We start from the raw sequence: 12677 nt of genomic DNA, 5'->3' as shown, positions 1-12677 counted from the left end.
GCGGCGACCGGCTGCTTCACGCCGATGCGATACAGCGTCGGATCGATCTTCTCAGCGTAGATGTCGCGCTTCACGCCCTGCTGCGGGATCCACGCCGACGCGAAGTAGTGCTGCACCATCGCGACCCAGCCGTTGTCGGCGGAGTTCACGTAGTCGGCCTTGTTCTTGTCGAGGTCGCTGAAGTTGATCTTCTGGAAGTGCTTCGCGTCCGTGTAGACCGCCGGCCCGAGGAACGTGTGCGAGAACATCGGCGTTTCGACGGCCGTGTTGTCGCGCACCAGTTCCATGTAGACCGTCGGCGTGACAGGCGCCGTGCCGACGTTGTCGATCTTGGTGTCGACGCCGATCACGTAGCTGCCGCGCGTGAACGTGTAGGTCTTGATGACCTTCACGCCGCCCTTCACCGGCGATTCGAACGACAGCTTCAGCGTGTTCTGGTCGCCCGTCAGCGACGTCGAGCCGGGGTTCAGCTGCGTGTAGACGTCGTTGTGGTTCGGGAAATCGCCGCCGAGCAGGCCCGTGCGTGCGAGATACGTGTGGCCGGCCGTGTGGTCGAACAGCGTGATGTACAGGTCGGGCTGCTTGCCGTCGCCCTGCTTCTTCAGCGTCAGCTTCGCGAGCGTGCCGCCGCGCGTGTCGATTTCGCCGTCGTACACGTCGGTCGAGAACTTCACGAGCTGCGCCTGCGCGGCCGGGGCCGTCGTCGACGGTGCGGCGCCGGCTGCGGCGGCAGGCACGTCACCTGCGGTCTTCGTCGCGCCCGTGCCCGATGCGCCGCCGGCAGCGGCCGGGGCCGTCTGCGTGGCGCTCGGGAAGAACATCGACGGGCGTCCATGGTCCCGCTGCCAGTTGTCGTACAGCATGACAGCTGACATGAAGAAGATCACCCATAGGACGGTGCGTTTGATATCCATGCGTTGTCTCAGAGTCGATGGGACCGCGCGTCGGCGTCGCCGCGAGCGCGAGTGTCGGAGTTGGGCGGCGGGACGAGGTCGACGCCGCCCGCGGAAAACGGGTGGCATCGGCACACGCGCCTGACGGCGAGATACGTGCCGCGCGCGGCGCCATGATACTGGATTGCCTCGCGCGCGTAATCCGAACAGGAAGGATAAAAACGGCAACGGCTGCCGAGCATCGGGCTCACGGCAACCTTGTAGAAGCGCAGCAAGGCGATCAATACCGTTTCCATACCTTGGGCGGCGCCGTACGACGCCGCGTCAAAACCGGCCGGGCGGGCGCGAACGCCGGACCGGGCACGGATGCGTCACTCGGACGCGGGCTTCGACGCCCGGCGCGCGATTTCCCGGACTGCCCTGTCGAGCAGTTCGCGGATCTCGGCCGCGCACATCGCCGCGAGCGGGGCGGAAGCCGCGCTCGGCAGCGCTTTCTTGTCGAAGCGCGTGTGCTGCCGCAGCAGCAGGTCGTAACCGGCGAATTCGGCGCGGCGCAGGCGAAACTGATCGCGCGCCAGCCGCTTCACGAGGTTACGTGTTACTGCACGCGGCGCATACTTCTTGCCGATGACGAGCCCCAGGCGTGCGGGCTGACCGGTCGGCTTGCCGTAGATCACGAAGTGCGCGGAGCGCCGCCAGGGGCGCAAACGAAAAACGGATGAAAATTCATCCGTTTTCAGAAGTCGCGCAGCTTTCGGGAAGGCGGCTTTCGTCTGCGACGGATTCGCACCCGGCTCGACGGCACCTTCCGCAGGACTGCGGACGGCGGACACAGCGCGCAACCTGCCTTAGATGGCGAGGCGCTTGCGGCCCTTCGCGCGGCGAGCGTTGATGACCTTGCGGCCACCTGCCGTCTTCATGCGGACACGGAAGCCATGGGTGCGCTTGCGGCGCGTCACGGACGGTTGGTAAGTACGTTTCATGATGTTCTCACTTGTTCGAGAATGTCGAAATTCAGGGGACCGCGTGCCCTTAACCGGAGGCATTCGGGCGAACGCAATCGCCGGGAATACAGGATTGGTTTTCGCGGAACCCGCTATTTAAACCGTTTTTCCGTTGACGGTCAATACTTTACGAGTCGCTCGCCTGTGCCGGGCCGCTCCGATCCGGCCCCGCGACCCACAAACCCAGCCTGTGGATAAGTCCCGCTGTGGCCGCGTTTGGCGTTAGAATCTCGCCTTATCTCCAAGAATCCCGCACGCCGCTTCGGCTCGCGCCTGCCCCTCCAAGACTGTGACGCAGGCGTCCGAGGCACGCTCGCACGACCGCTTCGGGCCTTGTTGCGCGACTGCGACAAGGGCGCCGGCGAGCCGCGCTGTGCACGCAAAAAACGACAGTTACTTGATGAACGATTTCTGGCAACACTGTTCCGCACTGCTGGAGCGCGAGCTGACGCCCCAGCAGTACGTGACGTGGATCAAACCCTTGGCCCCGGTGGCCTTCGATGCGTCGGCGAACACGCTGTCCATCGCCGCGCCGAACCGCTTCAAGCTGGACTGGGTCAAGAGCCAGTTTTCGGGCCGGATCTCCGATCTGGCCCGTGAATTCTGGAACACGCCGATCGAAGTCCAGTTCGTCCTCGATCCGAAGGCCGGCATGCGCAGCGCCGCCGCAGGCGCCGCACCGGCCGCCCCGCGTGCGCCGCTGACCCCGAGCGGCCCGGCCGCGACGGTCGCCGCGATCGCCGCCAACCTGACCGCGAATGCCGCCGCCGCGCCCAGCGCGCCGGCCGACGTGCCGATGACGCCGTCGGCGGCCGCCGCCCACCACCTGAACGCCGACGACGCCGACATCGACCTGCCGAGCCTGCCCGCGCACGAAGCGGCGGCCGGCCGCCGCACGTGGCGTCCGGGCCCGGGCGCCGCGCCCGCCAACGGCGGCGAAGCCGATTCGATGTACGAACGTTCGAAGCTGAACCCGGTGCTCACGTTCGACAACTTCGTGACCGGCAAGGCGAACCAGCTCGCGCGCGCCGCCGCGATCCAGGTAGCGGACAACCCGGGCATCTCGTACAACCCGCTGTTTCTGTACGGCGGCGTCGGCCTCGGCAAGACCCATCTGATCCACGCGATCGGCAACCAGCTGCTGCTCGACAAGGCCGGCGCGCGGATCCGCTACATCCACGCCGAACAATACGTGTCCGACGTGGTGAAGGCGTACCAGCGCAAGGCGTTCGACGACTTCAAGCGCTACTACCATTCGCTCGACCTGCTGCTGATCGACGATATCCAGTTCTTCTCCGGCAAGTCGCGCACGCAAGAGGAATTCTTCTACGCGTTCGAGGCACTGGTCGCGAACAAGGCGCAGGTGATCATCACCAGCGACACGTATCCGAAGGAAATCTCCGGCATCGACGATCGCCTGATCTCGCGCTTCGATTCGGGCCTCACCGTCGCGATCGAGCCGCCCGAGCTTGAAATGCGCGTCGCGATCCTGATGCGCAAGGCGCAGTCGGAATACGTGAACCTGTCGGAAGACGTCGCGTTCTTCGTCGCGAAGCATCTGCGCTCGAACGTGCGCGAACTCGAAGGCGCGTTGCGCAAGATCCTCGCGTATTCGAAGTTCCACGGCCGCGAGATTTCGATCGAGCTGACCAAGGAAGCGCTGAAGGACCTGCTGACCGTGCAGAACCGGCAGATTTCGGTCGAGAACATCCAGAAGACCGTCGCCGACTTCTACAACATCAAGGTCGCGGACATGTACTCGAAGAAGCGCCCCGCGAACATCGCGCGGCCGCGGCAGATTGCGATGTACCTGGCGAAGGAACTCACGCAGAAGAGCCTGCCGGAAATCGGCGAGCTGTTCGGCGGGCGCGATCACACCACCGTGCTGCACGCGGTGCGCAAGATCGCCGACGAGCGCAGCAAGGACGCGCAGCTCAACCACGAGCTGCACGTGCTGGAACAGACGCTGAAGGGCTGAGCGCGCGCACCCGCGCTTGATAATTCGGCCTCCGCCCCAATTTAAGGGGGGCGGTTCGGTTTTGAGGCACAATACTGGTTTGACCGCCCCGGTGGTGGCGGGCCAAGAGCCCGGCCGGCGGGGCGCTGCGTGGCTGCTGCGCTGCAGGCCGTTACTCAACGAAGGAACTCTATGCAACTGGTCAAGACCGAACGAGACACCCTCCTCAGGCCGCTGCAAACGGTCAGCGGCATCGTCGAACGCCGCCATACGTTGCCGATCCTCGCCAACCTGCTGATCACCAAGAACGGCCCGGACGTTTCATTCCTGTCGACCGACCTGGAGCTGCAGATCACCACGCGCGCCGATTTCGGCGTCGGCGGCGACCAGATCGCGACCACCGTCGCGGCCCGCAAGCTGCTCGACATCCTGCGCGCGATGCCTGACGGCCAGGTCACGCTGTCGCTCGCCGACAAGCGCCTCACCGTTCAATCGGGCAAGAGCCGTTTCGCACTGCAGACGCTGGCGGCCGACGAGTTCCCGACCGTCGCGCAGGCGAAGGATTTCGGCGCCACGCTCACCGTCCCGCAGAAGTCGTTCCGCCAGTTGCTCGGCATGGTGCACTTCGCGATGGCGCAGCAGGACATCCGCTACTACCTGAACGGCATGCTGCTCGTCGTCGACGGCGACCAGCTGATGGCCGTGGCCACCGACGGCCACCGCCTCGCGTTCTCGTCGATGAAGCTCGAAGGCGGCACGTTCGGCCGCCAGGAAGTCATCGTGCCGCGCAAGACGATTCTCGAGCTGCAGCGCCTGCTCGAAGACATCGACGATACCGTCACCATCGACATCGCGCAAACCCAGGCCAAGTTCACGTTCGGCCAGGTCGAGCTCGTGTCGAAACTCGTCGAGGGCAAGTTCCCCGACTTCCAGCGCGTGATCCCGAAGGCGCACAAGAACACGTTCGAGATCGGCCGTGAAGAACTGCAGCGTTCGCTGCAGCGCGCGGCGATCCTGACCTCGGACAAGTTCAAGGGCGTGCGCTGCATCATCGCGCCGGGCCAGCTGAAGATCATGTCGACCAACGCCGATCAGGAAGAGGCGCAGGAAGAACTCGAAATCGCTTATCAGGGCGATACCGTCGACATCGGCTTCAACGTCACGTATCTGCTCGACGTGCTCGCGAACCTGAAGGTCGACACCGTGCAGGTGAGCCTCGGCGACGCCAGCTCGAGCGCGCTGATCACCGTGCCCGAGAACGACGAGTTCAAGTATGTCGTGATGCCGATGCGCATCTGACGCGCTCGACATCGCGACACACACCAGGGGGCGGCAAGCCCCTTTGGCGTTTTTATGGCGAACCGACAACCCGCCCTTTTGGTGCCTTTTCGGCACTTGGGGCGGGCCAGGAAACTGGAGCGGCCCGGCGATTTCTCGCTGAAACGCACCGCGCCGCCACGAGAGTGGCCCCGCAGAACCGGAAGATATCCATGAGTGAACAGCACAATTCGCAACCCGATAACAGCAGCTACGGCGCTTCGTCGATCCAGATCCTCGAAGGTCTGGAGGCGGTGCGCAAGCGCCCCGGGATGTACATCGGCGACACGTCTGACGGCACCGGTCTGCACCACCTCGTGTTCGAGGTGCTCGACAACTCGATCGACGAAGCGCTGGCCGGGTACTGCAACGACATCCACGTGACGATTCACGCCGACAACTCGATTTCCGTGGTCGACAACGGTCGCGGGATTCCGACCGACGTGAAGATGAACGACAAGCACGAGCCGAAGCGCAGCGCCGCCGAGATCGTGATGACCGAGCTGCACGCCGGCGGCAAGTTCGACCAGAACAGCTACAAGGTGTCGGGCGGCCTGCACGGCGTGGGCGTGTCGTGCGTGAACGCGCTGTCGAGCTGGCTGCGCCTCACCGTGCGCCGCGACGGCAAGAAGCGTTTCATGGAGTTCCACCGCGGCGTCGCGCAGGATCGCGTGCTCGAGGTCGTGGACGGCGTGGAAGTGTCGCCGATGCTCGTGACCGGCGACACCGAGAACCGCGGCACCGAAGTGCACTTCATGGCCGATCCGACCATTTTCGGCACGGTCGAGTATCACTACGACATCCTCGCGAAGCGGATGCGTGAACTCTCGTTCCTGAACAACGGCGTGCGGATTCGCCTGACCGACCTGCGCTCGGGCAAGGAAGACGATTTCGCGTTCGCCGGCGGTGTGAAGGGCTTCGTCGAGTACATCAACAAGACGAAGACCAACCTGCACCCGACCGTGTTCTTTGCCAACGGCGAGAAAGACGGCGTGGGCGTCGAAGTCGCGATGCAGTGGAACGACAGCTACAACGAAAACGTGCTGTGCTTCACGAACAACATTCCGCAGCGCGACGGCGGCACGCACCTGACCGGCCTGCGGGCCGCGATGACGCGCGTCATCAACAAGTACATCACCGACAACGAAATCGCGAAGAAGGCGAAGGTCGAGACGACCGGCGACGACATGCGCGAAGGGCTGTCGTGCGTGCTCTCCGTGAAGGTGCCGGAGCCGAAGTTCAGCTCGCAGACGAAGGACAAGCTGGTTTCTTCCGAGGTTCGTGCGCCGGTTGAGGAAGTCGTGGCGAAGGCGCTGGAAGAGTTCCTGCTGGAGACGCCGATCGACGCGAAGATCATCTGCGGGAAGATCGTCGAAGCTGCTCGGGCGCGGGATGCTGCCCGGAAGGCGCGCGAGATGACGCGCCGCAAGGGCGTGCTCGACGGCGTCGGCCTGCCCGGCAAGCTCGCCGACTGCCAGGAGAAAGACCCGGCGAAGTGCGAAATCTACATCGTCGAGGGTGACTCGGCAGGTGGGTCGGCCAAGCAAGGGCGCGACCGGAAGTTCCAGGCGATCCTGCCGCTGCGCGGCAAGGTGCTGAACGTCGAGAAGGCGCGCTACGACAAGCTGCTGTCGTCGGAGCAGATCGTCACGCTCGTGACCGCGCTCGGCTGCGGCATCGGCAAGGAAGACTACAACCTCGACAAGCTCCGCTATCACCGCATCATCATCATGACCGACGCGGACGTCGACGGTGCGCACATCCGGACGCTGCTGCTCACGTTCCTGTATCGCCAGATGCCGGACATGATCGAGCGCGGGTACGTGTATATCGCGCAGCCGCCGCTTTACAAGATCAAGGCGGGCAAGGACGAGCGGTATCTGAAGGACGACGTGGAGCTCAACGCGCACATGCTACGGTTGGCGCTGCAAGGGTCGGAGTTGGTGCCTGGGGAGAATGCGGCGGCGATTTCTGGGGATGCGCTTGGGGAGCTGGCAAGGTCGTATCTGCTGTCGCAGAGCGTGATCGATCGGTTGAGCCGGTTGTATGATCCGGCGGCGCTGGAAGCCGTTATGGATGGCGTGGTGATCGACCTCTCCAATGAGGAATCGACCGAGGCTTCGGCTAAGGCGCTGCACGCTGCGTTGCATGATGAAGCGCTGAAGAACGAAGTGCGGGTCGTGCCTTCGTATGACGCGGTTCGCGAGCAGCGGGCGCTGCATGTCGAGCGGACGCATCACGGCAACGTGCGGGTTTCGGTCATCGACCAGGAATTCCAGCACACGGCGGATTATCAGCAGCTCGTGACCACCGCGAATACGTTCAAGGGGCTTATTGGGGAAGGTGCGGTTATCAAGCGCGGTGAGCGCAGCATGGCCGTGGCGGACTTCAAGAGCGCGATGAAGTGGCTGCTTGCCGATGCTGAGCGGAACGTGTCGAAGCAACGCTATAAGGGCCTCGGCGAGATGAACCCCGAGCAACTGTGGGAAACGACGATGGATCCGGCAGTGCGGCGGTTGCTGCGTGTGCAGATCGAAGACGCGATCGCGGCGGACGGGATCTTTACTACCCTCATGGGGGATGATGTCGAGCCGCGGCGGGCGTTTATCGAGTCGAATGCGTTGCGGGCGGGGAATATTGACGTTTGATGAAGCAGCTGTTGCAGGGAAACGGAATTCGTGAGACTGCAACGCGGTTCGTGAGACTAAAAGAGCCGAAAAGGTGGGACTGCCGGGATTGTCACCGGTCCGTGTTCTTTTCGATTTCTGTAACGTCTCGTGTTTGAGTCCCTGATTCGCCACCAAATTAGCGCAGAGGCCCGTGTTCTCAGGAACACGGGCCTTTTGCCTTGTGCGCGCGGTGAGCCACTTAGTGAGCCATCCGCCCGATGCACAAGCTGCCCCATCTGTTCAAATCGCGCCGGGCGTGTTCTATCTCCGGCTCGCTCGCGGCGGCCAGGAGGTCACATGAAAGACTTCCCGCAAGCTAGACTGTTGGCGCTGGCAAGCTTTCGACTTGACCAGTTGCAACGCGAGGGCGACGTTTGGTTTTTCGATATCCAGAAAGCGAAGAACGCGAACTCGCAGCGCCGGATTCCCCTTCACCGGGTCGTTGTCGAATCCGGCTTTCTGGCCTATGTCGAAGACTTGCGCGAGCGCGGCGCGACCCAGCCCTTTCCAGAACTCAAACCAGGGGCGACCGGATACTGGAAAAACGTCACTCGCAGGTTCGCCGACTATCTCGACCAGCGCAAGATAACGGATGACCTGAAAGTCTTCCACTCGTTCCGGCATACGTTCACAAGGATGACCGACCTCAATGTCCACCCCGCAATGTTGATGGCGCTCGTGGGACACCATGACCAATCAAAAGTCGACTTTAGTTCACCCCATTTCGTGCACTACCAACACGAAAAGCCGCTGGTGGAGCTCAAAGTGCCACTCGATCGCTTTGACATTGAGACGCCGATTTGTCTTTAAACGCCGACGAGCCGGAGTCTCTGCGGGATCAGGATAGGATTCACAATCCGGGCGGGATGAGCCGGGTCGGCATATACTACGCGCAACGTCAGCGTTTTTAAATCGGCCAACCATGCGGCCGGCTCCCTCGGAAAACGACATGTCCGAATTTAAGCTCACTGCGGAAATCATCGCAAGATCAAAGGCGAAGACCTGGGACCTCGCGAAAACCGAATGGTCGTTGACCGAAGTCTACGAGGCCGAGGAGCCGGAGACGTGTCTCTGTGGCCACTTTCCCATCATCGAAATATGCACCCTCAAAAATCGCGTCACAGGACAAACGGCTGATGTGGGCAACTGCTGCGTCAAACGTTTTATCGGACTGCCCTCTGACAAGATTTTCCAAGCGGTCAAACGGGTTCGCAAAGACCCCAGTAAGTCGCTCAATGGGGAAGCTATCGCCCACGCTTTTGAAAAGACATGGATCAATGAGTGGGAGCGCGATTTTTATTTGAAAATCATGCGGAAACGCGTTTTGACCAGCAAGCAAAGCGAAAAAAAGATTCAAATAAACGACAAGATAGCCATGCGCATGCAGCGGCCAAAGACTTGACGCAGGTCGAAGCGCTGGGCAGGGTAAACAGGGAGATAATCGCCAAGGCAAGCGACATCCCTTCGGCTTTCGAGGCGATATAATCGGACGGCTCATGCTCGAAAAGCAAAGAACATGCAAGGGTGTTTGTCGGGGCTCCGCATCCGTCGCAAAGGCGCTCCGGTGTGCCTTTGCGCAACCTACATGGTGCGAGATGCCTAATTGGCCCTTGGCCTCCGAATGGATGGCGCATAACTACTTGGACGAGTTCGCTGGACTAACTCGAACGCTTACGATCGCATACCGAATCACGGATGACAGCGGCGACTCTTGGACCGCGCGCTTCAATCGTTTCAAAAATAAGGACAAGGAAGCGCGTCTGGGTGGCGGGCAACTGTTTTTTGAGACCGTTCCGACACTAATGAACGCCATCGGAGCGGTCCCAGCAGATTCCACCTTCATACCAACCCTGTCGTCGGGCGAGTGGACGAGCGTTCCTCTCGCCATGGTCATTCCCCTAAAATTGCGCGCCCGAAAGGATCACACAAAGCTGTTCGACTCAATGTTGGCATTGGCGCACAACATGCAAGGCGCAAAATTCGCAAACGCACCACGATGAAATTTCCCATTTCGTGGAAAGCCAAAAACCGTGACTGTTACGGGGGCGGCGATGAAAGAACATCCAGCCAAAAGCGAGCATCTGACCATCTACTTGGCCGAGGATTCAGCACTTCGTGACGAGCAAATCATTGATACCAGTGCGGCGAAACGCCCGGTCGATCTGAAAATCGCGTCCGGAAGCGCCCGTTTATACGTCAAGAAGGCGCCTCCTCTCACAAAGCCCGCCTGGTCCGAGTTTTTGATCGATGGTCAGGAAGTGCCTGACGGCCTGTTTGAGGGACGAAGATCAGAAGGCGCCGTTTTGATTTTCCGCAATGACGAGACGACCTTCGCCCTGACCTTCGGAACGGGTTTCCATATGGTCGACCTTGACCACGTCGTGCGCGACTTTGGTCTGCGCGTGGCGCTCAGCGCTTCCGATCCAGACAGGTTGCGTAGCTTGGACAAGGCGAGCTACGAGTCAAATCCCTTAAACACGAGAAGCCAAAGCCCCAGGGACGCCGACATTTTCGATTTGCTCATCAACACTGAAACTGACCTAATTTACGCCATAACAGGAACATCGACGGAGCCCTTGTTCGGCAGCCACGTTACGGGGCGAGACGCTCTGACCATCTCGCCGGAGATCACACTCGATGACCTGCCAACCGTGCTCGCCGAAGCCTTTCGCCGTTACGAACGAGGCTTGCCAGAGCGGTTCGCGTGGGTCGAGGATCTACGGCGCGAAAAGAACAGCGACACGCTGCAAATCCTCGACATGGAGCTCTCGTCGATCCTGCAAGCGGACCACCTTCCCGACAATGTGTGGCTGGGCGAGCCGGAGATCGTCGACTGGGAGTCGCAGATTGGTTATTCGTTTGATTTGCGCGAGCGCACGCTCATCCACAAGACCCTCCAACTGACGACGCTGCTCGAATACATGACCGAGCACGGGGACGACCCAACGGTTGAGGCTCTGAAAAGGCACCACGTCTACGCCATCGACGACCGATTCTCGCCGCTCAAAAAATGGTCGGCCTATCGGTGCCTGTATGCCGAAATCGCCAACGGAGAGCAAACATACATTCTTCGCAACGGCGATTGGCACGAGGTCAAGCAAAGCTTCATCGAGCGAGTGGATGGGCAGCTCTCAACGCTTGAAGTCGACAAGATCGAGATGCCCCTTTTCAAGCATGCCAGCGAAGCCGCATACAACGAGAGCGTGGCGGCCGACTCCGCCGCATATGAACTGCTCGACCGAAAGACGGTTCCGTTTGGCGGCGCTTACGACAAAATCGAGTTTTGCGACTTGGTCCGGGACGGCCGCGACCTGATCCACGTGAAGATCTACAAAAACTCGGCGACGCTGAGCCATCTGTTTGCCCAAGGCAGCGTGGCGGCTGAAACGTTCGTTGCTGACGAAATCTTTCGAACAAAGCTAAACGATCGACTGCCCGCCCGGATCAAGCTTCCCGATCCGTCCGTTAAGCCCAAAGCGGGCAATTATCGGATCGTCTATGCCGTCGTCACCACAAAGGATCTTCCACAAGCGTTGCCGTTCTTTTCAAGAGTGACCCTAAAGAACGCAATCGCAACCCTGAGCGCGCTTGGGTTCGCCGTCGCCATCGCAAAAATCCAGTTCGACGCTGATTTTCTTAACACCACATCATGCAAGCCATCGCGCAGAACGCGCGCAGCAGTGCCTGAACTGGCCAAAAGCCCACCTGGCAGGCACAGAAAATCCGAGCCGCCCATAGCGCCGCCGTGAAACGAAAAAGAACGCGCACACCCCAGCATTTCCCGGCGCTCTTCTCTGCCGGGATATCGACGGCGGCCACCCGGTCAGGTCTGATGTCTCAGTTTTCGCGCAGTGGGTAATTACGTGGAGCGGCTCGTAGGTCCGCTTTTTATACATCAATCCCAATAGTCCGAGGGAATACAGCGTGCATCTTCATTCATACAGAGTCAGAAACTATCGGCGGCTACGGGACGTTCGCATCGAACTTGCATCCGAGATTTCTATTTTCGTCGGTTCGAACAACAGTGGCAAAACGTCTGCGACGCAGGTATTGCACGCGTTTGCGTCCGGAGCAAAAGAGCGGTTCTCCCTTTACGATTTCAGTTCCGCATGCTGGAAGATCTTCGACGAGCTTGGTGAGCTCCCCGCCGACGCTGAGGTGCCCGCATTGCCTTCGATTAGCCTCGATCTTTGGTTCGAAGTCACCGCACACGATCTGTATCTTGTTATTCCACTATTGCCTAGCACGGCGTGGCAAGGGACTCAGGTTGGGATGCGTATCGAATTTGCACCGCGCAATTCGGCTGAGCTTATCGCAAAATTTCGGGCGACACGCGTCGATGCCCGGACGAAAGCCGCCGCATTGGAGCGCCGGGATAACGAAAAATACGTTCCATGGCCGAAAAGCCTGACCGATTACCTTAAAAACGAGCTTTCCAACGAATACGAGTTCCGGTATTTCGTTCTGGATCGCGCCCAATTCAATGACGAGCACGAGGCCCTGGCGAATTACGAGCCACTGCCTCTCGCAAAGGACCCCGGTGGGGCAGCGATTCTGCGTTCGCTGATAAAAGTTGACAACCTGAGTGCGCAAAGGCACCTGGCTGATCCTACCGCTAGCGGTAGCGCGACAACGGGAAGGGCCGAGGATCTGTCCAAGCGACTGAGCCGCTTCTACAAACGGAATCTTGATCAGCGGCAGCAGGACCACAAGGCGCTTCGGGCGTTGTGACCTGCCCCCGGTTTTAGTCCGAACTGCAGTTAGAGTCCGAGGTTAAAAACTGCTGCTTTGCATCGTGCGCCCGAGCGAACTGCACCGGCGTCAGATAGCCGAGTGA

Annotated in this window: 11 protein-coding genes and 1 pseudogene; 8 read left to right on the top strand and 4 right to left on the bottom strand. The window is 60.7% G+C overall.

Features of this window, described 5'->3' with window-relative positions; translation table 11 throughout:
- From yidC to rpmH, 4 genes are all read right to left on the bottom strand, one after another.
- The coding region (yidC, locus tag AC3IFE_RS01315) for a membrane protein insertase YidC (protein ID WP_489189362.1) at positions 1–914 on the bottom strand (914 nt) is incomplete at its 3' end.
- 8 nt (positions 915–922) lie between these two features.
- Positions 923–1189, bottom strand: coding sequence for a membrane protein insertion efficiency factor YidD (gene yidD, locus AC3IFE_RS01310; protein WP_489189361.1), 267 nt, complete (start codon positions 1187–1189; stop codon positions 923–925).
- 75 nt (positions 1190–1264) lie between these two features.
- A complete protein-coding gene (gene rnpA / locus AC3IFE_RS01305) occupies positions 1265–1726 on the bottom strand; it encodes a ribonuclease P protein component (RefSeq protein ID WP_006489941.1) in 462 nt (153 codons plus the stop codon).
- A gap of 15 nt (positions 1727–1741) precedes the next feature.
- Positions 1742–1876, bottom strand: coding sequence for a 50S ribosomal protein L34 (gene rpmH / locus AC3IFE_RS01300; protein WP_004198824.1), 135 nt, complete (start codon positions 1874–1876; stop codon positions 1742–1744).
- Between the two features lie 421 nt (positions 1877–2297).
- Between rpmH and dnaA the strand changes: the two genes are divergently transcribed.
- From dnaA to AC3IFE_RS01260, 8 genes and pseudogenes are all read left to right on the top strand, one after another.
- Positions 2298–3875 carry a chromosomal replication initiator protein DnaA gene (gene dnaA / locus AC3IFE_RS01295; RefSeq protein ID WP_489189360.1) on the top strand — a complete coding sequence of 526 codons (1578 nt, stop codon included), beginning with the start codon at positions 2298–2300 and terminating at the stop codon, positions 3873–3875.
- 171 nt (positions 3876–4046) lie between these two features.
- Complete coding sequence (gene dnaN, locus AC3IFE_RS01290; protein WP_006490996.1) at positions 4047–5153, top strand: DNA polymerase III subunit beta; 1107 nt, start codon at positions 4047–4049, stop codon at positions 5151–5153.
- A 191-nt stretch (positions 5154–5344) separates the two neighbouring features.
- Positions 5345–7819, top strand: coding sequence for a DNA topoisomerase (ATP-hydrolyzing) subunit B (gyrB, locus tag AC3IFE_RS01285; RefSeq protein ID WP_489189359.1), 2475 nt, complete (start codon positions 5345–5347; stop codon positions 7817–7819).
- A 333-nt stretch (positions 7820–8152) separates the two neighbouring features.
- Positions 8153–8650 (top strand): annotated as a pseudogene (locus tag AC3IFE_RS01280) (site-specific integrase); the annotation flags it as partial.
- A 139-nt stretch (positions 8651–8789) separates the two neighbouring features.
- Complete coding sequence (locus AC3IFE_RS01275; RefSeq protein WP_489189358.1) at positions 8790–9242, top strand: hypothetical protein; 453 nt, start codon at positions 8790–8792, stop codon at positions 9240–9242.
- Positions 9243–9480: 238 nt separating this feature from the next.
- Positions 9481–9840, top strand: a complete 360-nt coding sequence (locus tag AC3IFE_RS01270; RefSeq protein WP_489189357.1) for a hypothetical protein — start codon at positions 9481–9483, stop codon at positions 9838–9840.
- A 51-nt stretch (positions 9841–9891) separates the two neighbouring features.
- On the top strand, positions 9892–11589 hold the full coding sequence (locus tag AC3IFE_RS01265; protein ID WP_489189356.1) for a TIGR04141 family sporadically distributed protein: 1698 nt from the start codon (positions 9892–9894) through the stop codon (positions 11587–11589).
- A gap of 175 nt (positions 11590–11764) precedes the next feature.
- The gene (locus tag AC3IFE_RS01260; RefSeq protein WP_489189355.1) at positions 11765–12571 is read left to right on the top strand and encodes an AAA family ATPase; all 807 of its coding nucleotides are present in this window, start codon (positions 11765–11767) and stop codon (positions 12569–12571) included.
- Positions 12572–12677: the final 106 nt, after the last annotated feature.

The sequence above is a fragment of the Burkholderia sp. APQ4-4ca genome (assembly GCF_057837105.1).
Note: the sequence above shows the minus strand (reverse complement) of the source record. Positions and strands in the feature narration are given on the sequence as shown.